Origin of the sequence: Micromonospora sp. B9E7, assembly GCF_039871815.1 — a bacterium.
Taxonomy (GTDB): domain Bacteria; phylum Actinomycetota; class Actinomycetes; order Mycobacteriales; family Micromonosporaceae; genus Micromonospora.
Genome location: NZ_JBDPLX010000001.1, coordinates 277,043 through 302,407, shown reverse-complemented (window position 1 = coordinate 302,407; position 25,365 = coordinate 277,043). Strand labels below are relative to the sequence as shown.

The window sequence follows — 25,365 nt, the reverse complement described above, 5'->3', positions numbered from 1 at the left end:
GGCCCGGGTGACGGCGCCGCTCGGCTACGGCCGCTGCCCGAGGTACGCCAGCATCGCCTCGCGACTCCTCGGCAGGCCGTACTCACCGACGAGCATGTCCACGTTGCCGAACTTCTCCCCGTCGATCAACCACGGCTCGGTCGACCGACCCAGCACCTCGGCGAGCCGCCGCTGCCGGGGCGTCAACGCCGCCGCCGGCGCTCCTGCCGCCGCCGGACCGTCCGGGAACGCGAGACCCAACGCCACACCCAGCACCGTCAACGACCGCTCGCCGCCGACAGTGGGCAACCGGTCGAGCAGCGCGTCGAAGGCGCGATCCGTGTGCTGCGAACCGAGCTGCCGCAGGGCGAGCGCCGCGTAGCCGCCCAGATCGCCGCCGAGGAACGGCACCCACCCGCCCTCGACCGGCTCGCCGGCGGCGTCGTCGTTCGGTGTCGACGCCCAGCTCAACAGCTCCTCGACGGTCGCCGGGTCGGCCGCCGCGCCGAGCACCCGGGCCCGACCGATCGCGGCGGCCCAGCGAACCACCGGGCGCGGATCGGTCAACCAGCGGACGTCCGGCGCGGCACCCAGCAGCCCCGAGGCCACCAGCATGGTCGCCACCTCGCCGGCCGTCGACGCGACGCCCCGGCCCTGAGCGGCGTCGGTCGCGCCGGCCAGCGCGGCCACACTGCCGTCGGCCTCCTCCGGAAACCAGGCGAGGGTGTACGCCGCGACCAGCCGCACGCCCGGATCGGGGTGCCCCAGCAGGGTGCGGAACACGGGAACCCCGGCGCGCACCGCGTCGTAGGTCGCCAACTCGACGTACGCCCACAGCCGACCCTGGTCGGCCGCGGACAGCGACTCGACGTAGGCGTACTCGACGTACTCCTTCTGCGACTCGTCGACGCCGGTCCACGGTGGCGGCTTGGCGGCGAGCAGCTCACGACCGCCCTCGGCGGTCCGGCGGTACTCGGCCACCGGGAAGCCCTCCGGCAGCACACCCTCGTCGTACCCGACGGCGAGGACGCTCAACAGCCCGAGCACCGCCGCCGGGTCCGGCGTGGCCGGATCGGCGAGCATCTCCAGCAGGAACGGCACCGCGTACGCGCTCGCCTCGAACCGGCCGCCCTGGTGGAAGACGTTCGTGTAGAGGTCACCCAGGGCCTCGTCCCGGGCGGCCGGATCGGGGGAGAGCAGGGCCCGCAGTTGGCCGGGCACGTCGTCGGCTGCCCCGTAGGCGTGGCCCAGCCGCGCCCAGTCGATGTCGTCAAGTCCGTCGAGCACGTCCCATGCTCTCCCACCCCACCGACAGTCAGCGGGTGGGGTTCGTCAGAACTCCTCGTACACCGCCGGGTCTTGATTGGAGAGCCGGCCATCCGGGCGGCCCAGCGCGGTGATGGCCTCGACCTGCGCGTCGGTGAGCGTGATGCCGAAGACGTCCAGGTTCTCGGCCTGCCGCTGCGGCGAGGCGGCCTTGGGCAGCGGAATCACCTGGCGGGCCACGTGCCAGGCGAGGATGGCCTGCGCCGGGCTGACACCGTGGGCGTTCGCGATCTCCACGATGACGGGGTGCTGCTGCAGGTCGTTGCCGTGGCCGAGCGGGCTCCAACCCTGCACCAGGATCCCCTGCTCCCGGTGGTAGTCGATCGCCTCCTGCTGCGGGAAGTACGGGTGCACCTCGATCTGGTTGACCACCGGGGCGACCCCGGTCTCGGCCACCAGCCGCTCGATGTGCTCCGGCAGGAAGTTGGAGAGCCCGATGTGCCGCACCAGACCACGCTCGCGCGCCTCGATCAGCGCCCTCCACGCCTGCACGTACAGGTCTTCCCTGGGGTTCGGCCAGTGGATCAGGTACAGGTCGACCCGGTCCAGGCCGGTGCGGAACACACTCTCCTCGATGGTGGTCAGCGCCTCGTCGTAGCGGTGGTGCCGCCCCGGCAACTTCGAGGTGACGATCAACTCGTCCCGCACGTCCCCCGCCGAACGGGCGGCGCGACCGACCGCGCCCTCGTTCTCGTAGTTCACCGCCGAGTCGAGCAACCGGTAACCCGTCCGGATCGCCTGCCCGATCGCGTCGACACCCGCCGAACCGTTCAGCTTGTACGTGCCGAGCCCGATCGCCGGCAGGGTGGTGCCGTCGGCAGCCGTGAGATGCGGAATCGTCATGATCGGAACCCTACCCGTGGGCGTGAGCTACCTAACCAACCGGTCGATCAATCCGGGTCGTCGTTGCCGGTCGCCTCGTAGACGGTTTCGACCGGCCGGATCACCTTGATCAGGGAAGCGAGATACTCCCGTGTCTCGGCATCGGTGGAGTAGACGATGGTCCCTCGCATCCCTCGGGTCAACAGAACCTTGTAGGTGTTGCGGATCAGCAGGTCCGCTTCGGCGTCGCTGACCGTCTTCCTACTACGAAACGCCGGGTCCTTCGACTCCTCACGTCGCGTCACCAGGCGGCCGTCTCGGGCGACCAGGTCCGGGCCCACAATGACGCCGGACCAGCCGTACTCGAAGCCCTGGGCCGTGTAGACGCAGCCGACCTGGCTGAACCCGTTCGGGTCGGTGGCCCAGAACGCGCTGCCAGGTGCATCGCCGACGCTGCGGTCGCTCTTGACGTTCCACGGCCGCGACCAGGCGCCGATGTGGACGTCTGGCACCAGGCTGTCGTCCGGGCGTGGGTCGCTCCACGGCCAGCAGTACCCGGCGGACATCCTGGCCGTCACATCGGTCCTCTGCTTCTCGGCGAGGAAGGCCTCCATCGCCTCGGGCGAGTCGGCGAGACGCAAGTCGACTTTTCCGTCGCCGGTCCAGACCGACGGTTCGTGGCCGTCGAGGCCGAGCAGGTCGACGACCCATCGCTGGTACGCCTGGCTGCCGCCACAACGGAACTGAGCATGCAGAGACACGACCTCGACATCGAGGTTGAGTTGCTTCGCGTGCGACGAGATGACGTCGACGTTGCCCAACTCGCCCGGCTTCACCACCTGGTGCTCATCGAGGAGGAAGACCGGCACCCGGGCCGCGGCGATAAGTTCGTCGATCTGCGGTCGTGCCGTGTCCCGCTTGGCTTTCGTCGTAAACCGGTTGACGGAGGTCTCCCGGATTCGGTGCGCCTCGTCGCAGATCAGGACGTCCAGTCCATTGCGATCGGCGGACATGAAGCTGTTGAAGTAGCCGAACAGGTTCTTCAGCCGGGTCGACCCCTTGCCGGCGTACCGACGCAACGTCTGGGTGAACGACCGCGAACCTGTCGCGTGCATGACGGAGCGGTTCTGGCGCGCCAACTCACCGAGCACAGAGAGAGCGATCACGCTCTTGCCGCTGCCCGGACCTCCGGAGACGACCACGACCGACTTGCGGTCCGCCGACCGCGCCCGCTCAACGGCGTGGAGCACCAACTCGTACGCCACACGCTGCTCATCTAGCAGGGTGAAGTGCGACCGGCCCTTCAACTCCTGCGCGGCGTACCGCAGCAGATGGCGGCTGGGCCGTACCGAACTGGAGAGGAAACGGTCCGCCGCACCAGCACCTGACGTCGGTGCGAGGTGGGTGCGTAGGTAATCGAGAAACTGGCCCCGCCGCTGCTTGGTGAAGATCCGGCTCTGCTCGGTCGCCCGGCGGTCGAACAGGTCGCTGATGTCGCGGTCGGTCGCGTTGTGCAGGTAAGCCACCCCGCGTACCGGATTGTGGTGCCCGGCGAGGGCACCGAGGAAGTCCGTCAGGTACTCGCAGTACTGCTCGACCTGGACGCCGGGGTGCAGCCGTGGGCCATGCGCGTGCTCGATCGCCACGAGGGTGTCGGAGCCCTCGTAGGACTCGGCGTAGGACCACTGCTTCAGCTCTACGACCACGTAGGAGTCGTCGGACGTCCTCGGGTGCGCGCCGGCGAGCACCACATCGACCCGCTTGCTGGTCAGTGGCAACTGGTACTCGACCAACATCTCGACCTGTCCGAGGCCCGCGTCGGCGAGATCCTGCCCCAGCACCTCAAGGCTCCGCGACCAGGAGCGGCGCTCTGCTGGGCTCACGTTGCGGCCGATCTGTTCCACGATCCGGTCTGCGAGTGTGCCGCTGCCGACCAGACGCAGCAGACCATCGGCGGACGTACGGAACGCTGACAACACTTGCCCCCGGGCAGCACGAAGTGATCGTGCGCATGGGGGGCATGTCCGGCAGTCGCCGGAAGCCCGTCGTGACGCGCTCCTACGTGATGGACTGTAGCGAAGAGATCAACTCAGCGCCATGTTGACGCTGTCTGCGGCTACCGCTTCGCCGCCGACCCGCGAGCCTGGTCGACCGGATAGCGGCGAGCCACCTCCTCCAGTTTGCTCGCAGCCGCCTCGATCAGGTCGATGCCGAGGACATCGGCGAGCCGGGTCAGATAGATCATCACGTCGCCGATCTCGGCCTTGACCCGGGCACCAGCCTCTCGGTCGGACATGACGGCTCCGGCCTGCTCGGGTGTGAGCCACTGGAATTCGGCGATCAGCTCGCCGACCTCACCGGCGAGCGCCATGGCCAGGTTCTTGGGCGTGTGGAACTGTTGCCAGTCCCGCTCCTCCGCGAAAGCCCTCACCCTGCCCGTCAGATCGTCCATGACCAGGAGCATCGCAGAAGCCGTGCCCCGGCACGCAACCCGACGGTCGATCCATGAGGGCCGCCTCATTCGCGGCCGACGAGCGTCAGCACTTCGCAATCGTGCTGAGCGGAGCTGCCTGTTGTCAGTGCCCAGACCTGGTGGCTCGGACGAAGCTGGTCCAGGCGGCAGGGGAGAAGATGAGGGCGGGGCCCGCCGGGTCCTTGCTGTCGCGCACCGCGACGCGGCCAGGCAGATTGTCGGCGACCTCCACGCAGTTCCCGCCGTTGTCGCCGCTGCGGGTGCTCTTGCGCCACTGGGCGCCGGTCAGCTCAGCCATGGTGGACCTCTCCGATGACCTTGTTGATCAGTTGCCTCGATTGTTGCTCATCGAGGGCCAATGAGGAGAGGCTCGCCCACACTTCTTCGTAGATCGCGAGCTCCTCCTTGCGATCGAGGTAGAGCGCCCCGGTTAGCGACTCGCTGTAGATCACCGACGGCTCGGGCTCAATCCTGTTGCGGAGCGGGAAGTCCAGCATGACGAACGGACCTGCTACAGCACCGAAGTGCAGACCGGCGGTAAGAGGAAGCACCCGGATCGAGATGTGCGGGAGCCTGCCTACAGCGAGCAGGTGTCGCAGTTGCTCGACCATCGTGATGGGGTCGCCGACGACCCTCAGCATGACCGCCTCGGAGAGCACCACCTCAAACTGCGGCGCTGGCGGAAGGCGACGTTCCAATAGTGTCTGGCGCTGCAATCGGACCTCGACCAAGCGCTCGCGCTCGTCCTGCGTGATGCGTGAGCGATGCTGATAGACGCCACGTGCATAGGCGCGGGTCTGAAGCAGGCCGGGTATCAAGGTTTCCTCATACTCCCGCAGCCGTGACGCGGCCGACTCCAGGCCGACGTATAGCTCGAACCAGTCGGGGGGACGGCGTCGCCGTACGAGTGCCACCAGCCCTTGGCCTTGGTTTCGGCGGCCAGGGCGGTGAGGGCGCCGGTCAGGTCGGGCGTAGCCCCGTACAGCTCGCACATGGCCTTGGCGTCCACTGACCGGACCGAGCCGAGGCCAGTCTCGATGCGCCACAGCTTCTGCCGGCTGAACTGCATCGCCTCGGACGCGCCATCCAGCGTCATCCGCGCCTCAGTGCGTAGGTCGCGCAGCGCTCGCCCGAGTTGTCGTCGTGGCACTGTGGATCCCATGTCGTCGGCCATCGGCTCCCGCCCTCTCCGCGTTGCATTTTGTTACATCCAGACGTCACCGGTGAAACGCGCGGTCATGCCCTCAAGAAGCAATTCAATCCGTGCCGCCGCATCGGTCCAATACGCCCTCTGACCATACAAGACACACCCGACCGGAGCCATCAGCGCGCAGTTCCCACAAGCTCTTTTCGGCGTGCTGTCGGGGGTGGAGTGGTGTTCCCAACTCCATCGCAGCGACGCGTTCCCGACTGGCTGCGATGCTGTCGCTTCAGCTATCGATGACCCTCAGGAGAACCGTGCCGCTACCGGTGCCGCACCAGACCGTGCCGTCCGCAATTCCTAGGTGTGCTGCTCGTCGACCTGCCAGGTGTCGCCGCTGACCAGGAGCGGACCCAGTTCGGCGCTCAGCGGCGCATCCCAACCGGGCGGTGCGAGCTGCCATTCATGCTCTCTGATGGTTGTGGCCATGTTTCGGGTCGCAGCGGCCACGTCACCCGCCACTATCAAGGACGCGGACGACCAGGACAGTGCCATCTCGGCCGAACGAGTACACGCTGCCGTCGGCCGGCGGCTCAGCTCGCCTGCCGAAGAAGCTCGGCGCATCCCTCAGGTAGGCGCTGACCTGACCCTCGGCCAGCTCACGGTAGAGGCGGCTCTCCACGCCTCGGAACACCTCTAGGACCCTGCCACGGCCCAGAGGTGCGCGGTGCCGGGTGCCCTCCGCGGAGAGCCCGTTGGGTAGTGCGAACGTCGCGGCGCTGCTCGTCGCCCATGCCGGGTCTAGGTCGAACAGCGCTGGCTGGAAAGCGGGATCCTCGGCTCCGCGCTGGCGAGGTGTGGCATAGCCGCTGGCGGCGGCGTTGTTCCCGGCGAAGAGCAGGGCGGTGGCCGCCACGGCGCGGGTCAGGATCTGGGTGAACCAGCCACGCTGATGCTCGGGTATGTCGAAGACCTGAGGCGCTCCCGGCGGCAGTTCGTCGGCCAGTTGCGGCTCGGCGGCGGCTTCGTCGGCGGGGGAGAGCGCAGCGGTAGGCGTCTGTCTCACCTCGGGCCTTGGAGGGATGGCCGTACGCGGTCGCCAGAACTGGTCCGCGGGGGTGGTGCTCAACAGGCCGTCCAGTTCCTCGTCGTCACCGGACCACAACTCTGCATCGCCTGGCGGATCGAGCACGTAAGCGGTGATCCCGGTTTGAGTGAGGTGCGAGGCGACCATCAGCGACGGGGGGCTGCTTCCGCCCACCGTCAACGCCTCCACCTGCACGGCGGCCCGGGCGAGCTGCCCATGAACGAAGTTCGGCGACCCGTGCGTGCCCTTGCACTCCAGGATCACAATCTTCATCCGTCGGCGGGTCTTCGTGGCGTGGTGGCCGAGCAGGATGTAGTCCGGCCGCTTCTTGGTGCGCGAGACGGACTCGACCGCGCCGCCGCTGTCCACAAAGCCAGCTTTCAATGCCACCTCCGCGTCGACCGCGTGGAACGTCCATCCCCGATACTGTCGGCGAAGCAGGTTCTTTGCGACGACGAGGGCCAGGCCGACGCCCAACTGCTCGGACTGGGTCACCTTGTGGTGGTAGACGACCTCGTTGGCATCCGGTGTCAACGCGAGGCGTCTGCCGTGGATCCTGGTCAGTGTGGCGCAGTAGCGGACAGCGGCCCAGTGCCGGGCCACCTGCGACAAGGGGGACGCGGTGAGAAGGGTGGTGGCCACCCCCAGTTCGTGAAGCACCTGTGCGGGAGTGGTGCGCATCCCGCCCTTGCCAACGTCGACCGGAGTCAACCTCTTGTGATGCCAGTACGCCTCGCGCATCTTGGCATTTGTCTCGGCATACCGGAGCACATCGTCGACGAGCTGATCGGAGGAATTGAGCGCCAGTAGCGACTGGTAGCTCAGGGACCGCACGAGCGATTCAATATCCACGCCCACCCCCGGTGCTGACGCGCTCACGAGCCAGACACTTAGAGTGATCGATGAATGGCGCAGCGTCAACGCGAAGGTTGCTCGATCTCAGTCAGTGGCGGACGGAAACGACGCGGTGATGCCTTCGCGAAGCGTGGCAGCACGTGCGTCGTCGAATCCGGCCAGCAGTGCGTGAGCCTCCCGCCGGTGCTGTGCGGCCTGCTCGGGGCGGCCCGCCGCTGTCAGCGCGGCAGCCAGATGGTCCAGCGTCAGGGCAAGTTGCCAACCGTCCCCGAGTTGCCGGTGCACCGCCGCCGCGCGCAGGTGGAATGCAATCGCCTCGCCGGCCTGCCCTATCTCCCGGTACGCCTCACCGGCGCCATCGAGGGCCATCGCCTCGCGGCTGTGGTCACCGAGCCGACGCTGAATCGTGGCCGCCCGGTGTACGGCCTCCAGCGCCTCGGCGGGTCGGCCGGAGGCGCGCAGGACTCGCGCGTACTCCACCAGCCAGTGCCCCAGCCAGAGCTGGCTCGCGCCTTCGGCGATGGCGATGGCCGACTCGATCGCGGCGAGAGCCTCTTCGGTACGGCCGAGTTCCCGCAGGGTCATGCTCAGGAAGAAGAGCGAGTTGCCCTCCTGCCCCCGGTCGTCGATCTCTCGCTGCACCGGGAGCGCTCGCTCCAATAGCGCCGCCGCCTCGGTCAAGTCACCCAGCTCGTAGCGAGTCTCGGCGAGGTTGCTGAGCAGCAAGGCCTGCCATCGCTGGTTGCCGAGCCGCTCGAAGACCGCCAGGCTCTCGCTGAAGTGGCTGAGCGCTTCGGTGAGGTGACGGTGGCGCAGGTCCAGTAGCCCGAGCGCGTTGATCGACACTGCTGTGCCGTACTCGTCGCCGATCTCCTGCCGGATGGCCAACGCGGCCCGGTGGTGTTCGGCGGCCTCGCTGAGCTGGCGCGCTTGGAAGTGGGCCTTGCCGAGGCTTTCCAGCGTCTCCGCCTCGCCGTGCCGGTCGCCCAGCCTGCGGGCTGCCGCCAGCCCGATCCGGGCGGTGGTGAACCAGCCTTCGAAGGCGTTCTGGTGCATGAAGACGCTGCGCAGCAGCGCTGCCAGCTGCCAGGCGATCCGCGATCGGCCGGTCTCGGCGGCTGCTCGTGTGGCCGCCACCAGGTTGTCCCGTTCGGCGTCGAACCAGGCGTCCGCCTCGGCGCCGGCCGCGAAGGCGAGCGGCGTGACGTCGGTCGGCGGATCCAACGGTACGGTCCGGTAGAACGGCAGAGTACGGGCCAGCGCAGCGTCGGCGGTGTGCAGATACCAGCCCAACGCACGGCGCAGGGCGGCTTCCCGATCCTCCGCGCTCTCCAGGTGGCGGACCTGGTCGACCGCGTAGGCGCGCAGCAGGTCGTGGAGTTGGTAGCGCCCCGGAGCGCTATGTTCCAACAGGTGCGCGTTGACCAGAGCGTCGAGCGGCTGCCGTACCTGGGTCAGCGACATACCGGTCAGCGCGGCGGCGGCCGGGGCGCTGAGGTCCGGGCCGGGGTGTAGCCCGAGCAGCCGGAACAGCCGCGCGGACGTCGGGTTCAGGGCCCGGTAGGACCAGGCGAAGACCGCCCGCACCGCATCGGACTCCTCGTCCTCCTCGGCGGTGAGGGCGTCCCACAGGGCCGACTCGTCGCGCAGATCCTGAATGAGCTCGCCGAGCGGCATGAACGGCCGGCTCGCCGCCCGCTCGGCAGCGATGCGCAGCGCCAGCGGCAACCGGGCGCAGAGTCGCGCCAACTCGGTCAGCTCGGCGGGGTCGTCGCCGCTGCGGTAAGGCGAGGTGATGTCGCGTAGCAGAGTGACGGCGTCGTCCTCGGTCAAGATACGCAGCGTCAGCCGTCGGCCGCCGTCGCGGGTGGTCAGCCCGGAGAGCATGGTCCGACTCGTGACCAGGACCAGGCAGCGGTCCGTGCCCGGCAGCAGCGGGCGCACCTGCCGGGCCGATGCGGCATTGTCCAACAGCACCAGTACGCGCCGGCCGGCCAGGCACGAGCGGTACAGCGCCGCCCGATCATCCAGATCCGCTGGCACCGCCGAGGGCGGAACACCGAGAGCCCGTAGGAAGCGGTCGAGGATCTGATCCGGCTGCGCCGGCTCGCCCGGATCGTAACCGCGCAGGTTGGCGTAGAGCTGCCCGTCAGGGAACCTGGCCCGGACGCTGTGCGCCCAGCGCAGGGCGACTGAGGTCTTACCGACGCCCGCCGTCCCGGTGATCACCGACAGGCTGACATCGACGCTCTGATCCCCCTCGGTCAGCAACCGGTTGAGCGTCCGGAGCTCATCCACCCTGTTGACGAAACCGCGTACGTCACCGGGGAGTTGTTGCGGCCGCTCCTGGGAAGCCGCCTGGCCGTGAAAGTGCACACCGCCGTACACGTCGCGGGCCTGGACCAGCTCCGTAGGGCCGGACAGCTCAGACCGGTTCACCTGAGCCGGCCGCTGCCCGGCACCGTCCGAACCGACGCCTTCCACCTCGTCACCCCGCGCGGGGAGGCCCCATCGGTGCCACGACACGGGTGAAGTACTCGTCCAGGGGCTCACCCCGGTGGTAGAGCGACTCGATGAAGGACTGGCAGCTCGCCACCAACTCGGGGTCACGCCAGCGGCGGGCGGCCGCCAACACGCCGTCGGCGTCGTAGACGGCCTCGTACATCACCTCGGTGCCGAGCGTGTAGATCTCCGGCAACTGACCGCCCGACTCGGCTGCCGCGACCGCGTCCGCGTCGACCACCCGGGTCAGCCCGCCGAACTCGTGCCGCAGCCGCAGCACGTGCAGCTCCCACTGGAGGTACGGCGTGAGTGGCTCTTCGACGACCCGAACCCGGCGGGTGGCGAACCCGTTCTCCGCGATCCGCCGGTAGTAGCTCTGGAACTCGGGGCGGCGCGCGCCGAGGATTCGCAGCGAATCTTCCCATCGCCCGTCGGCGAACGCCTGCCATCCCTCGTCACCGGGCTCCTTGAAGGTCTGCTGACGTTCCAGCTTCCAGAAGCCCGGAGCACCGGTCCGCCAGAACCGATCCTCGAAGTCCGCCCAGTAGTCCTCCAGGCGGAGCCGCTCGCCGGGATCCCCGCGGAACAGGTCATGCATCAGGTATGTCCACCTTCGCCGCGATCAATGTCGATCGGGGAATGATGATAAGTCGCTCGCCAGGATCCACCGAGACGTCGGCGGGAAGTCGTCCCTGGTAGGCGCCAGTGAGGTCCTGACCGATCACCGCGATGTCGCCGTTGCTCAACTCCCAGACGTCGGGGCAGCTGCCGTCGCCGGAGGTGTTGCCCAGCTCGTGGGAAGACTTACCCCAACGGCGGGTGAGCTCGGCGGTAGGGTCCGCTTCCCAACGCTGTCCGCTCATGGCGACCTCCGAGGTCAGGTGTCCGCGCGAGCACCCAAGGTAACATCGAGCTGTTTGATTACTCGCGCCCGCTGTTCGTCTCCACGAGCCGGGGCGATGGCGGGAGGGGGAATGGTGACCGACCCGATCATGGTGACCGCGGCGACGACGCTCGTTGCGTGGGCGACGACCGAGCTGGCCCAGAGTGGCCGGGCGGCGGTGTCCTCCCTGATCGGCTTTCTGCGCAGCCGGTTTCAGCACGAGCCGGCGAACCGTGCCGCCATCGAGGACGCCTTGCAACAGCCTTCGCCAGAGGCGGTGGGCCGCCTCGCCGAGCTCCTCGAGCGGGAGTCGCGCCGCGACGTGGCCTTCGGCGCCGAGCTGCGATCTCGGTGGTCGCAGGTCGAGGCCACCGTCGCCGAAGGTGCTGGAGGTGTAGCCAACTCGGTCTCCGGTGACGTGGACGGGCCGGTAGTGCAGGCGCGTGACGTCCACGGCGGTATCCGTTTCGGTGAGCGTCCCGCTCGGCACTGACGCTGCGTACTGAGCTGATATCTTCCCGTGTTGTGGTGAGCGAACGTGAGTTGTCTTCGATGGACGATCTGCTGACCGAGACGCGTCGGGCGTTGGAGGCCGTGCGGTCCGGCCGCCCGGAAACCCTCGTCGATCCCCACGAGGTCCCTGCCGCCCATGGCAGCGCCGCCGACGGGCTGGTCACCGCCACCATCACCGACGGCAGGCTCGACTCGTTCATGATCGATCCGCGACTGATGCGCTTGCCCGCGTGGGAGCTGGCCGAGCACGTGATGACCGCCGTCAACGAGGCACTCGACGTCCTACGAGGAGGCCAGCCCGGCATCGGGCAGCCCATCGACGTCGACGCCTTGGCGGGCGGCCTCCACGAGGTGCAGGACCGGTCGATCCGACAGATGGCCCAGATGGGCCAGGCGTTGCAGGACGTTGTGGCGCTGCTACGTGAGCCGCGTCGATGAGACCGCTGGACGTCGACCCGGCTCAGCTACGGGAGGCCGGTGAGGCGGTGCGGACGGCGGCAGGTCAGCTTGGCGAGCGGTGGCAGCAGCTTCGGGGGACGGCCGACGGGATGGGAGACATCTTCGGTGCGGACGATGTCGGTGGCTTGATCGGCGTGTCCTATCAGGCCGCCCACCAGGTCGCAGAGCGATCGGTCACCTCCGTTCTCAACGCCCTGACCGGCTTCGCCGACGGCCTGGTCGGGATGGGCAACGCCTATGACCAGGTCGAGGAAGACAACGCCGACCTGTTCCGTGCACTGGGCTGACCACGATGGGCATCCAGATTCCGGGGGAGCTGTCCGGCCTGCTGAACGAACTCGGCTACATCTGGCCGGAGAGCGACGAGGAACGGCTCTTCGAGCTGGGCCAGGCGTGGATCGCCTTCGGGGCGGAGGTCGACACCGTCTCGGCCGCCGCAGGTCAGGCCGCCGCGATGCTCAGCGACAACCACGGGGAGGCGCTGGAGGCCTTCCGTGCCCAGTGGGCTCACACCGACTCGGCGCCGGAGGTGCTGCACGGGATCGGCACCGGAGCACGCGCAGTCGGAGCCGCGCTGTTGGTGTGTGCCATGGCGGTGCTCGCTCTGAAGATCAACGTCATCGTCCAGTTGACTCTGCTGGCCATCGCGATCGTTCAGGCCATCGCCACGGCTGGGCCGACCCTGGGCGCCTCGTTGCTGGAGATCCCCATCTTCAAGAAGCTGATCGACATCGCCATCGACTTTCTGATCGGGCAGGCGCTGGAGATCGTCCTTGGGTAGGCGTGGTCGGAAGGCGGGAAGCGAGGCCGCCTCCGGCATCATCGCCAAGGCGGCGTCAGCGTCGATGCGCGAAGCCAGGGAGGTCGGGCCGAAGGCCGCCGGTGACGCCACCGATGCGGCCCGAAGAGCCATCCCCGGGCCCGCCGGCAAGATCCCTCTCAAGCCACCGCATCCCCGGCACAATCTCGACAGCATCCGGCCGAAGAACCCCTCGAAGGAGGTCAACACTGTCGTCCTGCCCGGTACGGACGTCGCCAAGGACCTGGACGACATCAGCACAGGCCGGGCCGTCTGGGACCCAGATCGGCAGCGCTATCAGGTCAACGGCCGCACCTACGCGGTTGAGCCGAGCGGCACGGTCTTTCCTGAGGCGGGTCCCGGTCTGGCGCAGTTGAACCGCGCCGAGTACGGCGCGCTGAAGGAGTACATTGCCGCTGGCGGCGACATCGACAAAGCGAAGGCCGCGATGGCCCGCAATCCGTTCCTGACCGAGGCCGCGCAGGAGCGGGCGCTGGATGTCTTCCGCCACCACAAGAGCTACCGGGGGTAAGTGTTGCGCTATCAGATCCACTTCGAGAAGGAACTGCCCACCGATGCGCTACGCCGATTCTTGAGCGAGGACTACGGCATCTCACCGGGCGCGGTCTACGTCGGGCGGGTCGAGGACCGAGCGGTCGATGACCCGCGGCCGGTCGCCATGCTCAATCCCCCCGACGAGGATGAGGGATTCGGATGGATCCTGACCGGGGACACTGAGCTCGCCGACGCCACCGGGCAGGGGGAGCAAGAGTTGGCGGTCACTCTCGCCCGAACCTTCGGGGTGCGGGCGCTGGTCGACGACGGCAGCATCCACCCCGACCGGTGGTTGCTGGTCAGCACCGACGGCAGTAGTGGCCGGGTCATCACCGACGAGGACGCTGCCGCCGACGGGGACCTGCGGGTGATCCACGCCCTCGAGCCGATCAGCGGTGAGCCGCAACTCGCCGTCGTACCGCCACCAGACTGGGCCCGTGACTGGTAACCGACTTTGCGCGGTCGACAACGACATGGTCGACGACTTTGGCGTGACGGTCACGGTGACCGGCCAATCGACCCGACCACGCCCTACCGGTACCCGTTCGGCCTCCTGCCGCCCGGTACGCCGCCGCACCCACGAGGGTGGACGTCGTCCGGCCGCGAACCGCCCCGGAGATCGGTGCCCCGCACTCAGCCGCTGCCGCTGACGTGGAGGCACTGCTGGATCACCTCGACCGGCTAAGTGACGATTAGATGTGTACAGCGCGCTGACCGCTCCCGGCTTATGCCTTTCTGGCACCCCGCACGCCGCGCTCGTTGACGCCTGGCTCGACACCGGACACGGTGCATCTTCCGGTCGGAGGAAAGAGTCGGGCCGAGATCGCCCCCGCCGACGGGAACTCGTCGCCGTACTCCTCGCTGCGGTGGCTCCTAATCTGGTTGATCGTTAGGAACACGCTCGGTGCGAGTGAGGTGAAGGCCGAGATGATGTGGGCGCCGATGTCGCGGCGTTGGAGCCGGCGAATGTGAGGCGCTTCCTCCGTCGAGGCGTCGCGCGTGTCTTCCCCCTGCACTCGCGTCTCGGTGGCGACGGACGGATCCACCCGGAGAAGCTCAAGGAGGCGCTCACGCATCAGCGCTCGTCGCCGATCGTAGAACTGCAAGAAGTCGGTCAGCGGCGGTAGCTCGCCGAGGTCGTTGCGGTGCAGGTAACCGGACTGAGCGGCGGGATCGGGGTAGGCCCTTTGGACCCACTCCCAGGGCAGGGCAGCCCGCTTGTCGACATTCTCCGCACCTTCCAGGAGTTGGAGGTTGGCCAGCCGGTCTTCCCGATCCAGGTAGGCGGGGATGTCCTGGTCGGCGATCCCTGCAGCGCGTAGTCGGGCTGCAGTGAACCTGCTCCGTGGGTATACGTGGTCGACGTGGAACGCGTTGCGTACGTCGATGCCTGGATAGAGCAGTGCCAGCAGTGCGAAGGTCTTCGTCGCTCCGTACTTCAGGTCGAGCAGATCGTCGATCTCGACTGGGTCGAAGCGGAGCGACTTGCTCTGGCGGGACATCTCCCGTTCGAGGGATTCACGGGGGAAGCCGGTGCGGGCTTCCGCGTCCAGCACGGCTCGGAGCCCTCCGAGCAGCGTGTCGAGCCCGCTGCCCCAGACACCACCCTTGATCACGGCCCGGAGCAGCCACAGGCGCATCTCCGCTCGGTCCTGGGCGTCGGCCGCTCGGCGCAGGTAGCCGGCGTCGAGCCGGCGGAGGTGTGCATAGTGGGCAATCGGGATGATCACGCTGTTGGCGGGCAGGGTGGCGGAGGAGAAGCCGAAATCGTTGAGTAGTTGGGCGGCGAGTCGTAGCGCTCGCTCGATGTCGTCCCAGCCCTCTTCCATGGCGAGCATCGTGTGGCGATCGAAGTTGTCGACCCTGAACCGAATGTCGCTCCTGCCCAGCAGGACCAAGCCGCTCTTCAAGACGCTGTTCTTGTCGATGTTGAAGCCCTGGCCCGTGCGGTTGAGTTCATCAACGAGCGCGTGTATCTCCTCCCGCGCGTCCCGCTCCCGCCACTGGGACGTGGCGATGCTCAGCAGCAGGTCACTGAAGGAGAGGGGGACGGCTCCGCTGTTGACCCGGATGAAGATGTTGAGCACCTTCTCCAGACTCTGGTCCTCCTCCTCGAAGTAGTTGATCAGCGTCTGGCGTTTAACGACTTCGTAGAGCTTGAAGAGCACCCGTCCGGCGGCGTTGGGCAGCTCGTGGCGAGCGGTGATATCGAAGACCTGATCGCCCTCGCTGACGCTCCGGATCTCCGATACCGGAAACCAGAAGATGGCCTCGCTGCGGGCCTTGGCCTCATCGGGGGTCAGGAAGCGGAAGTGGTAGGCAAGCTCCAGTTCGTCGTCGTCGCCTCGGGCCAGCAGGTTGATGTAGAGCCGCTTCGTCGGGTAGGCGAGGGGGTTGTTCACCCTCATCCTCGGCAGCCTCTCGGCGTACGAGCCACGGAGGCCGATGTTGAGTGCCGTCAGCCGCTGCTGGCCGTCGAGGATGGCGGTCACGTCTGTGCCACGTTCGACGTCGAGAGTGGGGCAGTGCGGCGAGTTCCTTGCGTGATAGGTCCGCACGAAGTCGTAGAAGGTGTAGGACTTGACCTTGTCCCCGTTGACTTTCCAGAACAGGAACGAGCCGATGGGATACCCACGCATCAGGCTGTCGAAGAGCTTGCAGATCCGGTCGGGCCCCCAGACGAACTCCCGTTGAATGGCGGGGAGGACGTAGTCGTGTCGCGCCATTCGCTCAAGCGCGGCGGCAATCGTGATGGGTGCCTGAAACGGCACGTGACCTCCCTGGTCCGTCATGGGTAGGCGCGGAGAGTTGACGGGTGACCGAGCACCTTCCCATGTGGAGGTCGGTGCCGCGGGCCGTATGGATCGGCTCGGAGCGCGGCTTCAGTACGAGCGCATGATCGCGGCGTGGGTGCCGGCGACAACGCTGGCGTTGTGTCGCTCGACGCCGCGGGCTGCGAGTAGGGAGCCCAGGACCAGGTAGGCGATCCAGGTCAGGGGCATCGTCACGATGCCGACGAAAACGAACAAGAGGAAGAAGTTGATCCAGAAGAGCCCCCAGAAGGACAGCATCAGGACCACACCGATAGACGTTCGACCGGCATACAGGTTGCCCACGCCGAAGATGCCGAAGAGTCCCAGGACCAGCTCGAGGGCGACGGCAGCACCGGCAGACTTCTGCGGTACGAGCACCGCCTGGGCCCCGACGTACACCGACTGCGTCGGGACCGGAGCGTGATGCTGCTGAGCAACGGGGACCGGTAGATGTGCGGTCTGCGCCGGTTGCCACTGTTGATAGGGGTCGGGATGAGTCACTGCACGAGTCTCGCGTGAGAATGGTCGGCGAGTCACCCGCCGTTTGGTCCCGCGCATCGGACTGCAAGGGCACGATCGCGTTCCTCCTCGCTCAGCATCCCGCCGAGGCGGTAGAGCGCGCGGGCGTACTCCTTGGTCTGCAGGAGCCCAGGAATGAGCGACTCGTCATAACGGTGGAGGTGGGCGGCGGCGGATTCCAGGCCGACGTACAGCCCGAACCGATGCCTCCTCCCCGACGGCCACTGCTCCCGCCGCTTGCGCCGATGAGGGGAGCGAAGCCGGCGACGAACCATGATGGACACGGTCGAATAGACGCGCCATGATGCGGTGTGCCATTCATAGCGAGTCAGGTGATGCACACGATCTGTCAGAAGGCCGAGGGCAGGAAGGTCAAAGCTGCCGTCGCCTACGCGGGTGACGGGGCAACCGACCTGCTGCCGGTGAAAGCAGGCGACCTGATCGTCGTCAATGGCAGCAGGAACGCAATCGCCAGCGGCGCTACCTCCGCTCGGCTGCTGCGGAACTGGTATGAACAGGGCGTCCTGCTCTATGCCCATGAGACCCTGCACGCGAAGGTCTTCGTCATCGGTCGGACCGCCTTCGTGGGCTCGGCCAACCTGTCGCTGCGTGCCCACACGGACCGTACGGTCGAGGCGGCGATCCAGAGCACCGAAGCTGCAGTCGTCGTCAGTGCTCGCGAGTTCATTGACGAGATGGCCGCCAACGCAATCGAGATCGACGAAGCTTGGCTCGATTGGGCGGCGACGGTACCGGTCCGCACCGCTGGTGGTCCGGTGCTGTGGAACCCGGATCCGCCGTTCGAGCCAAACGAGCCGTACGACCTCTGGGTTGGCCCCGAGGTGAGCGTCGAGTGGACTGACGAGGAGACCGCGCTGGCGCAGGCGGGTTATCGGATGCACCGGGTTGCCGGGGGTAGGGGCCGGTACGGCACGATCGCCATCAGCGAGTCCGCGACGGACGCGAGTTCGCTTGTGCAGCCTGACATGGTGTTGCTCATCCGCCCGCGCAGCGTTCAGCTGGTCAGGTTCCTCGATCGCCGCCAGCGTGGGGGAGCGGTCATGGGCTTCTACCGCACCGACCGGGAATGCGTTCGTCGAACACTGGGCGAGGTGGCGGCCGCCCTCGACAGCACCCCCGCGAAGCTGCGCGAGGGGGATTGGGCGCGGATGGATTCGTCGCAGCGTGAAGCGCTTCGTGAGTTGTTCCAGCTTCCGGAGCTCGCGGCGCGGTCATGATGAACGCCGTCGCCGTGTGAGCCGGTGAACAGCACCCGCCGGCGGTCCCGGTGTTGGCCTGTGGTGTGGCAGGCTCCCGCCGGTGACGATCACGACGGCAGGCGCGCGATTTCTCGCCGCCTTCAATGACATTGAGAAGCACTTCCGGTCTACTTTGCGAGCGGATGTGGCGGTCGGGTTCGCCCAACTGATACGGGACTATGGGCAGCGGAGGCCACTGTCTTACCAGCAGAAGAATGCCCTGGTCGCGTTTGCCTCGCTGCGGAACGCGATCAGCCACGGCACCTACTACGGCGGCCGGCCGATCGCCGACCCGGTCGAGACCGTCGTGCAGGAGATCGAGCACCTCCGACAGCAGATCATCGAACCGCCGTTGGCGCTGACCGTCCTCAAATCCGGCGATGTTTGCGCGGTGCATCCGGACGACCCGATCAGCACCGCGCTGGAGCACGTCCGTGCCTTCGGGTACTCCCAGTTGCCGGTGTACGACGACGGCTACGTGGGCGTGCTGACCACCAACGCCATCGCGCGGTGGCTCGCCGATCAGCTGCTCAGGAACACGGGAATTGCCGAGGAGGAGCCGGTCCGGCAGGTGCTTGGTTTCGCCGAGCCAGGGGAGGGTGCCACTCTGGTCTCCAGGGCGATCACCGTGGTGGAGGCGATCGACCGGCTCAGCCGAAGCCGGCTTGCCGGGCAACTGAATACGGCGCTCATCATCACTCAGAACGGGATGCGGACCGACAAGCCGTTGCGCCTGGTGGTTCCATTCGACCTGCCGGTCTTGAGCAAGGCGCTCGCCTTCACCTGAGCCGCACCGGGCAGGGACGGCAGCGGCATTCTGGGCCCGGCCAAACGGCGGCGTCTCGGACTCGGAGGTGAATCCCGAGCCAGCGACGCCGCCGCCGGGTCGAGGAGCCGGTCAGCTGGCCTGCGAGCCCAGGTTGAAGCCGCCGAGCAGATTGATCAGCTCGTCGTCGCGGGTCACCTCGTAGCCGCGTTGGCGCAGCTCGGCCACCAGTTCGCCCTCACCGGCGACCCCGATCTCGAGGTAGTCGCCGTTGTGCACGGTGACCTGGCGCTTGCCGTACCGATCCTGCAGGTCCTGCGGCAGCACCGTGAACGCCCGCCCGGTGACCATCTGCGGCCAGTCTCCGTCCGCGACCGCACCCACTTCGGTGATGGTGAAGGGCTTGTCGTCGGCGTACCCGTCCTCCGGGTCGTGGTATTCGGCGCCGGCCGGGTTCCACAGGTGGATCATCCGGACCTGGCGGGCCTCGCCCCACGTCCGCGCGGCGGCGAGCGCCCGGACGCTAGGCTGGCCCTCCCTGGTCTCCCCACCTGGAGAAACCCCCATGTCCGATAGCGTCTTCGCGCAGTTCACCGCCGACGACGACCAGGTCGAAGTCGGGTTGCTCGTGCAGCCGGCGATCAACGCCGCCCTGGTGCACAACCGGGTGCCGTTGGTCCGTCACCTCACCGTCGTCAACCGGGGCGCGGTGCCGCTGACCGACGTGACGGTGACGCTGGAACTGCGAGGCCCGGACGGCGCGCTGACCGAGCCGTGGACGCGTACCCTCGCTGCGCCGTTGCGGCCCGGAGCCAGCACGAGCTGGGACGACTTCCGCGACTTCACGCCCGATCGCACGCTGCTGTACCGCACCGACGAGGCGTTCCCGGTCGACTACACCCTCCGGGTGCAGGCGGGGGAGCAGACCCTGCGGTTGGTCGCCCCGTCACGGGTGTTGGCGCACAACGAGTGGTTCAACAGCCCTGCCCTGTACGACAGCCTGGCCGCCTTCGTGCAGCCGAACACCCGGGCGGTGGAAGCGGTCCTGCGGGCAGCCGCGCAGCTCCTGCTCGCGCGGACCGGCTCGGGCTCGCTGCAGGGCTACCAGGAGGGTTCGGAGCGGGCGGCGCTGATCGCCGGCGCGGTGTACGAGGCGTTGCGCCAACTGGAGATCACCTACCAGACCCTGCCGGCGTCCTTCGAGAACACCGGTCAGAAGGTGCGCACCACTGCGGCGGTGCTGGACGGGCGGCTGGGCAACTGCCTCGACCTGTCCGTCACGTACGCCGCATGCCTGGAGGCGGCGGGGCTGCACCCGCTCATCTTCGTCAGCGCGGGGCATGCCTTCGGCGGCTTTTTGCTGGAGGAGGAGCGGCTGGGCTCGGCCGCGGTAACCGAGACCAACCTGCTGATCTCGATGGTGGACTCCGGCCGGGCCGTGCCGGTGGAGCTGACCCGCATCGGGCCGGGTGCGCAGTCGGCGACCTTCACCGAGGGGGTACGTGTCGGGCTCGGCCACTTCCGCGGCGACGGCGAGCGCATGCAGGGCGTCGTCGACGTGCACCTGGCCCACCGCTCCGGCATTCAGCCGCTGCCGTCGCCCGACGAACTGATCGCGCCAGCCGCGGTCGACGCCGAGGCGACGCCGAAGATAACAGCGTCCCTCGACCTTCCGGCCGGTGTCGCCGCGGCGAAGCTGCGTCAGCTCGCCGACGACGGTGACGAGGTGGCGCAGCAGTCCGACGGGTTACCGGCGCGGGTCCAGCAGTGGAAGAAGTCGCTGCTCGACCTGAGCCTGCGCAACCCGCTGCTCAACCTGCCCAAGCGTGGCCGTGGCCTGGACCTGCACGTGCCGGCGGGTGCGCTGGCCCTGCTGGACGATCTCATCCACGACGGCCGTCAGGTGCAGGTCATCCCGCAGGACGACATCAGCCACGTGCACGAGCTGGCCGGGGCACGTCGGGCGCAGGACCTCGACGCCGAGATCCTGACCCGGGAGCTGCGCACCGACCGCCGGGTCTACGGGGCGGTCACCGAAGCCCGTTACAAGACGGCGATGCGGGCGCTGCAGCGCGAGGCGCGCACGATGGAGCAGGAGACCGGAAGCAACTACCTCTACCTGACCATCGGCACCCTGGTGCACACCAAGACGACCGGGGGAGAGGCGTACGCGCCGCTGTTCCTCCTACCGGTACGCATCGAGGGTGGCACTGGCCGCCGCCCGTACGCGATGGTCATCGACGGCGCCGAGGCCGCCAGCCCGAACCACTGCCTGATCGAGTGGTTGCGGGTCAAGCACAGCGTGCGGATCCCGGAGTTGGAACGGCCGGTCCTCGACGAGCACGGCATCGACATCGCCAAGACTCTGGCCGCGATCAACACGGGGCTGCTCGACAACCGGCTCAACTACCGCATCGACGAGACCGCCAGCCTTCGACTGCTGCAGTTCTCCACCTTCCAGATGTGGCGGGACCTCACCGACCACTGGCCCCGGTTCATGGAGAACCCGGTCGTCCGGCACCTGGTCGAGTCCTCCGGTGCGACGTTCGACGACCCGGCCCGTCCCGACGACGCCGAGGTCATGGTCGACGAGGCGGACCTGCACCTGCCGATCCCCGCCGACGGCTCGCAGATGCAGGCCATCGTGCGGGCCGAGCGCGGCCACTCCTTCGTCCTGGAGGGCCCGCCCGGCACCGGTAAGTCCCAGACCATCACCAACATGATCGCCCGGGCGGTCAGCACCGGGCGATCGGTGCTCTTCGTCGCCGAGAAGCAGGCCGCGCTGGAGGTGGTGAAGCGCCGCCTCAAGCAGATCGGCCTCGGACCGTTCGCCCTGGACCTGCACGGGCGCAAGCAGTCCCTCAACGCGATCCGCCAGCAGCTGCGTGACGCCCTCGACCAGTACGACCAGGGCGGCGACGGCACCTGGACGGCTGTCGAGACGGCGTACCGGACGCGGCTCGCCCCGCTGACCGAGTACCCGGCCCAGGTGCACACCACAAACCCCGTCGGGATGTCGCTCTGGTCGGCCTACGAGCAGACCCTGGCGTACGGGGACGGCCCGGTCGCCCCGATCCCGGTGAGCTATCTGCACGCACCGGCCGAGGCACGCGTACAGGTCGAGACGACCCTGCGGGAGTTCCCGGCGGCCGCCCGATCGGCCCGACTCCGGGCCGCGCACCCGTGGTCGCTCAGCGGCTGCCGCACCCTCGACGGATTGCACGGTGCCGCAGTCACCGAGATCGCCGGTGAGCTGGAAGGTCTCCGTGCCGACCTCGCCGCCCACCCGCGCCTGGTAGAGGTGCTGCGGACGCTGCCCGCCCCGGAGACCGTCAGCGAGTTGCAGGCGGGCGCCTGGCTCGCCGTACGCGGACTGCTGCCGGACCGGGCGACCACCCTGCACGCGAGCGATCGACGCTGGGACGAGGCGATGGCCCGGCTCCAGGCGGACCTGGCGGCGTTCCGGCAGGGCTTTGCCGGTGAGCTGGCGACCTTCCGGCCGGACGTGTTCGCCCGACCGGAGCTGGCCGCCTGGCACGCCGAGGCCCAGGAGGTGGCGAAGCGGCTGTTCGGCAAGCGCAAGCGCCGCCAGGCCATCGCGGACCGGTTGGCCGTGCATGTGGTCGCCGGTGCCACGCTCGACGTGGAGCAGATGGAGGTGCTCACCGGCCGGCTGGTCGCCGCCCAGGCGCAGGCCGCCGCGCTCCACCAACACCTGCTGCGGCTCGGTGGGCTGCGGCTGTCGCAGTGGCTGCCCACGGACCCGAACGCGCAGGAGCGGCTGACGGAGGCCATCGAGGCGACCCGTGTCGGTCGGGCTCTGCTGAGTCAGCACCCGCAGGCCTGGGAGCTGTTCCAGAGCGGGTTCACCGATGTCGGCGCGGCCCTGCTCGACCGGTTCGCCTCGCGCTGGCGGGCGTGGCGCGGGGTGCTGCGCTCCAGCGGGCCGGAGCTGACCCGGTGGGCCGCCGGTTCGCACTGGGTCGACGCCTGGCAGCGCGACGGCGCGGTCTGGCTGCAGGAGCTGCGGGCCGAGGAGCTGTTCCCGCTGCGCCGATGGGCGACCGTCCTCACCCATGCCGACGTGCTGGCCTCGGCCGGCCTCACCGACTACCGGGACCAACTGCTGCGCGCCGAGGTGTCCGCGCAGGTCGCCGAGGAGGCCTACGGGCGGGGAGTCGCCACCGCGTCGCTCGCCGAGCGGCTACGCGCCGGTGGCCTGCAGTACTTCGACAGCGAGTTGCACGACGACGAGATCAACCAGTTCGAGGCCGCCGCCGGTGAGCTACGGTCCGCGCTGCCGACGCAGTTGCCGTCGGTGCTGGTTCGTCGCCGCCCCTTCAGCCCGACCGACAGGCGTGGCCGCTTCGCCGACTTCGCCGCGGAGCTCCGCCGCAAGCGGGGCGGGCGGTCCTTCCGGGAACTGTTCGAGCAGTACCCGGACGCGGTGCTGGCGTTGACCCCGTGCGTGCTGGTCAGCCCGGCGTCGGCGGCGAACTTCCTGGCGCCGGGGAGCCAACGCTTCGACCTGGTCATCTTCGACGAGGCTTCCCAGATCCGGGTGGCGGAGGCGATCGGCGCGATGGGTCGGGGCAGCGCCGTGGTGGTGGTCGGCGACTCCCGGCAGATGCCGCCGAGCAGCATCATGCAGGCCAGCCACAGCGTCGACGAGGTCGACGACGGCAACGGCCCGGTGCCGGAGGACCTGGAGAGCATTCTCAGCGAGGCCGTGGAGTCGGGGTTGCCGCAGCGGTGGCTGTCCTGGCACTACCGCAGTCACGACGAGTCCCTCATCGCCTTCTCCAACCGCTACTACTACGACAACAAGCTCTCCAGCCTCCCGTCGCCCGGCGCCGCCAGCTCGGCGGGCATCAGTTGGCGACGAGCCGACGGCCAGTACGACCGGGGTGGATCCCGGACCAACGAGGTCGAGGCACGGGCGATCCTCGCCGACATCACCCGGCGGTTGCACGACCCGGCGACCGCCACCCACTCCGTCGGCGTGGTCACCTTCAACATCCAGCAGCGCGACCTCATCCTCAACCTGCTGGAGGAGAGCGCCGATCCGATCATCCGTGAGCACCTCTCCGGTGCGGTCGCGGAGCCGATCTTCGTCAAGAACCTGGAGAACGTGCAGGGCGACGAGCGGGACGTCGTCCTGTTCTCGCTGGCCTTCTCCACCAACCTGGAGACCGGCCAGCTCCCTCTCAACTTCGGCCCGCTCAGCCAGGCCGGCGGGGAGCGGCGGCTCAACGTGGCCATCACCCGCGCCCGCCGCCAGGTCGTCCTCTACTCGTCGTTCGATCCGACCGACATCGACCTCGCCCGTACCTCCGCGCTGGGCACGCAGCACCTTCGGGCGTACTGCGAGATGGCCGCCGCGGGGGCGGACCGCCTCGGTGACCTGGCCACCGACCGCACCGAGCGGCGTAGCCGGATCCGGGACGAGGTGGCTGCGGCGCTGCGCGACCGCGGCCACGAGGTCCGGACCTCGCACGGCCTGTCCGACTTCACCGTGGACATCGCCGTACGCAGAGAAGGCTCACCGCGGTGGCAGGTGGCCGTCATGCTCGACGGCCCGGACTGGAGCGCTCGCCCGACGGTTGCCGACCGGGACTCGGCACCCGCGCTCCTCTGCTCGATCATGGGTTGGCCGGAGGTCGTGCGGTTCTGGCTGCCGGCTTGGATCCACGACCGGTCGGCCATGCTCGACCGGGTCGACGACGCGATCACACGTGCCGAGGCACCCGCCACCTCCGAGCCGGAGCCCGAGCCGTCGACTGTCGCAGCGCCGCAGGTGGCCGTGGAGCTGCCGCAGCCGCGCGCCGTGACGGACGTGGAGCCGCCGCGCTCGACACCGGCCGCCGATCTGCCACAGCTGCGCCTCGCGGTGGAGGAAGAACCCTTCCCGGGCGCGTCGTCGGCCCCCGTCACCGCACTCGTCGCCGCGACCACCGCGCCGCCGGCGCCGGTCACGGCGGCAGCAACAGCGGACACCATCACGGCAAGCCCGTTCGTTCCGTACGTCCCGACCTCGCTCGGAGACCAGGCCGACCTCGACCTTCTGGCAACCGACCAGCGGATACGCGGCCTGATGCGAAACGCGCTCCGCGAGATCATCGACGTCGAGGGACCTGTGGAACAGCACCGGCTCGCACGCCTCGCCCTCGCGCGGTTCGGCTTCCTCCGCACCCGTGAGGACCGGCGTACCGCCGTGCTCGCGCTCGTGGACCCCCGCCGCCTGTACACCCACCCGACCCTGGGCCGGTACGCGTGGCCCGATGGCGTCGACCCGCAGACGTACCGGGCGTACCGGGTCACCCAGGCGAGCAACGACCGGGCGTTCGAGGAGGTGCCACCCGAGGAGGTAGCCAACGCCTTCGTGCACGTGCTGCAGGGCATGTCGAGCATGGAGGAGGAGCGGCTGCTGCGCGCCGGCCTGGAGCGGCTCGGCTACCGCCGGCGCACCGAGAAGATCGACAAGCTGCTCCGGTACGGGCTGCACGTCGCCGTGACCAGCGGTCGCCTTCGCTTCGACTCGGAGGGCCGACTCACCCGCGGCTGACGGTCGATCTCCATGTCGTCGCGGTGGGATCGCGGCGCTTGCTGCTGGG

The 25,365-nt window shown here is 68.6% G+C and carries 23 protein-coding genes and 1 pseudogene; 9 read left to right on the top strand and 15 right to left on the bottom strand.

Going from position 1 to position 25,365, the window contains the following annotated elements; genetic code table 11:
• Window positions 1-24: 24 nt before the first annotated feature.
• The 11 genes and pseudogenes from ABGB10_RS01340 to ABGB10_RS01290 form a co-directional block, all read right to left on the bottom strand.
• Window positions 25-1,266 carry a hypothetical protein gene (locus ABGB10_RS01340; protein WP_347658955.1) on the bottom strand — a complete coding sequence of 414 codons (1,242 nt, stop codon included), beginning with the start codon at window positions 1,264-1,266 and terminating at the stop codon, window positions 25-27.
• Window positions 1,267-1,311: 45 nt separating this feature from the next.
• Window positions 1,312-2,148, bottom strand: a complete 837-nt coding sequence (locus tag ABGB10_RS01335; RefSeq protein WP_347658954.1) for an aldo/keto reductase — start codon at window positions 2,146-2,148, stop codon at window positions 1,312-1,314.
• A gap of 47 nt (window positions 2,149-2,195) precedes the next feature.
• A complete protein-coding gene (locus tag ABGB10_RS01330) occupies window positions 2,196-4,103 on the bottom strand; it encodes a DUF2075 domain-containing protein (RefSeq protein ID WP_347658953.1) in 1,908 nt (635 codons plus the stop codon).
• A gap of 140 nt (window positions 4,104-4,243) precedes the next feature.
• Window positions 4,244-4,579 carry a nucleotide pyrophosphohydrolase gene (locus ABGB10_RS01325; RefSeq protein WP_347658952.1) on the bottom strand — a complete coding sequence of 112 codons (336 nt, stop codon included), beginning with the start codon at window positions 4,577-4,579 and terminating at the stop codon, window positions 4,244-4,246.
• Between the two features lie 124 nt (window positions 4,580-4,703).
• Entirely contained in the window at window positions 4,704-4,898 is a 195-nt protein-coding gene (locus ABGB10_RS01320; protein ID WP_347658951.1) for a DUF397 domain-containing protein, read from the bottom strand.
• Window positions 4,891-5,774, bottom strand: a pseudogene (locus ABGB10_RS01315) (helix-turn-helix transcriptional regulator). The gene ABGB10_RS01320 and the pseudogene ABGB10_RS01315 overlap by 8 nt, the downstream one beginning before the upstream one ends.
• Window positions 5,775-6,101: 327 nt before the next feature.
• Window positions 6,102-6,230: a hypothetical protein gene (locus ABGB10_RS01310; RefSeq protein ID WP_347658950.1), complete on the bottom strand. Its 129-nt coding sequence runs from the start codon at window positions 6,228-6,230 to the stop codon at window positions 6,102-6,104.
• A 22-nt stretch (window positions 6,231-6,252) separates the two neighbouring features.
• Window positions 6,253-7,749, bottom strand: coding sequence for a hypothetical protein (locus ABGB10_RS01305; RefSeq protein ID WP_347658949.1), 1,497 nt, complete (start codon window positions 7,747-7,749; stop codon window positions 6,253-6,255).
• 18 nt (window positions 7,750-7,767) lie between these two features.
• Window positions 7,768-10,167: a tetratricopeptide repeat protein gene (locus ABGB10_RS01300; protein WP_347658948.1), complete on the bottom strand. Its 2,400-nt coding sequence runs from the start codon at window positions 10,165-10,167 to the stop codon at window positions 7,768-7,770.
• A 4-nt stretch (window positions 10,168-10,171) separates the two neighbouring features.
• Window positions 10,172-10,783, bottom strand: a complete 612-nt coding sequence (locus ABGB10_RS01295) for a DUF6879 family protein (RefSeq protein ID WP_347658947.1) — start codon at window positions 10,781-10,783, stop codon at window positions 10,172-10,174.
• A complete protein-coding gene (locus tag ABGB10_RS01290; protein WP_347658946.1) occupies window positions 10,776-11,048 on the bottom strand; it encodes a hypothetical protein in 273 nt (90 codons plus the stop codon). The genes ABGB10_RS01295 and ABGB10_RS01290 overlap by 8 nt, the downstream gene beginning before the upstream one ends.
• Before the next feature lie 114 nt (window positions 11,049-11,162).
• Between ABGB10_RS01290 and ABGB10_RS01285 the strand changes: the two genes are divergently transcribed.
• The 6 genes from ABGB10_RS01285 to ABGB10_RS01260 all read left to right on the top strand — a co-directional run bounded on the left by ABGB10_RS01285 (window position 11,163) and on the right by ABGB10_RS01260 (window position 13,842).
• A complete protein-coding gene (locus ABGB10_RS01285) occupies window positions 11,163-11,561 on the top strand; it encodes a hypothetical protein (RefSeq protein WP_347658945.1) in 399 nt (132 codons plus the stop codon).
• Between the two features lie 59 nt (window positions 11,562-11,620).
• Complete coding sequence (locus ABGB10_RS01280) at window positions 11,621-12,019, top strand: YbaB/EbfC family nucleoid-associated protein (protein WP_347658944.1); 399 nt, start codon at window positions 11,621-11,623, stop codon at window positions 12,017-12,019.
• Complete coding sequence (locus ABGB10_RS01275) at window positions 12,016-12,327, top strand: type VII secretion target (protein ID WP_347658943.1); 312 nt, start codon at window positions 12,016-12,018, stop codon at window positions 12,325-12,327. Before ABGB10_RS01280 ends, ABGB10_RS01275 begins: the two co-directional genes overlap by 4 nt.
• A 5-nt stretch (window positions 12,328-12,332) precedes the next feature.
• Window positions 12,333-12,821, top strand: a complete 489-nt coding sequence (locus tag ABGB10_RS01270) for a hypothetical protein (RefSeq protein WP_347658942.1) — start codon at window positions 12,333-12,335, stop codon at window positions 12,819-12,821.
• Between the two features lie 64 nt (window positions 12,822-12,885).
• A complete protein-coding gene (locus ABGB10_RS01265) occupies window positions 12,886-13,371 on the top strand; it encodes a hypothetical protein (RefSeq protein ID WP_347658941.1) in 486 nt (161 codons plus the stop codon).
• A complete protein-coding gene (locus ABGB10_RS01260; RefSeq protein WP_347658940.1) occupies window positions 13,372-13,842 on the top strand; it encodes a hypothetical protein in 471 nt (156 codons plus the stop codon). It begins immediately after the preceding gene.
• Between the two features lie 277 nt (window positions 13,843-14,119).
• On the opposite strand, the gene ABGB10_RS01255 is transcribed toward ABGB10_RS01260, so the two are convergent.
• From ABGB10_RS01255 to ABGB10_RS01245, 3 genes are all read right to left on the bottom strand, one after another.
• Complete coding sequence (locus ABGB10_RS01255; protein ID WP_347658939.1) at window positions 14,120-16,165, bottom strand: DUF262 domain-containing protein; 2,046 nt, start codon at window positions 16,163-16,165, stop codon at window positions 14,120-14,122.
• A 111-nt stretch (window positions 16,166-16,276) separates the two neighbouring features.
• Window positions 16,277-16,708, bottom strand: a complete 432-nt coding sequence (locus ABGB10_RS01250; protein WP_347658938.1) for a hypothetical protein — start codon at window positions 16,706-16,708, stop codon at window positions 16,277-16,279.
• Between the two features lie 32 nt (window positions 16,709-16,740).
• Window positions 16,741-17,001 (bottom strand): Scr1 family TA system antitoxin-like transcriptional regulator, encoded by a 261-nt coding sequence (locus tag ABGB10_RS01245; protein ID WP_347659230.1) that lies wholly within the window; start codon window positions 16,999-17,001, stop codon window positions 16,741-16,743.
• 60 nt (window positions 17,002-17,061) lie between these two features.
• Here ABGB10_RS01245 and ABGB10_RS01240 point away from each other — a divergent pair, with 60 nt between their 5' ends.
• Window positions 17,062-17,964: a phospholipase D-like domain-containing protein gene (locus ABGB10_RS01240; RefSeq protein ID WP_347659229.1), complete on the top strand. Its 903-nt coding sequence runs from the start codon at window positions 17,062-17,064 to the stop codon at window positions 17,962-17,964.
• Window positions 17,965-18,046: 82 nt separating this feature from the next.
• Window positions 18,047-18,772, top strand: a complete 726-nt coding sequence (locus ABGB10_RS01235) for a CBS domain-containing protein (RefSeq protein WP_347658937.1) — start codon at window positions 18,047-18,049, stop codon at window positions 18,770-18,772.
• Between the two features lie 111 nt (window positions 18,773-18,883).
• Here ABGB10_RS01235 and ABGB10_RS01230 read toward each other — a convergent pair whose 3' ends face one another.
• Entirely contained in the window at window positions 18,884-19,318 is a 435-nt protein-coding gene (locus ABGB10_RS01230) for a hypothetical protein (protein ID WP_347658936.1), read from the bottom strand.
• On the opposite strand from ABGB10_RS01230, the gene ABGB10_RS01225 reads away from it, so the two are divergent.
• Entirely contained in the window at window positions 19,317-25,316 is a 6,000-nt protein-coding gene (locus ABGB10_RS01225) for a DUF4011 domain-containing protein (protein WP_347658935.1), read from the top strand. The genes ABGB10_RS01230 and ABGB10_RS01225 overlap by 2 nt on opposite strands.
• The last annotated feature ends 49 nt before the right edge of the window (window positions 25,317-25,365 follow it).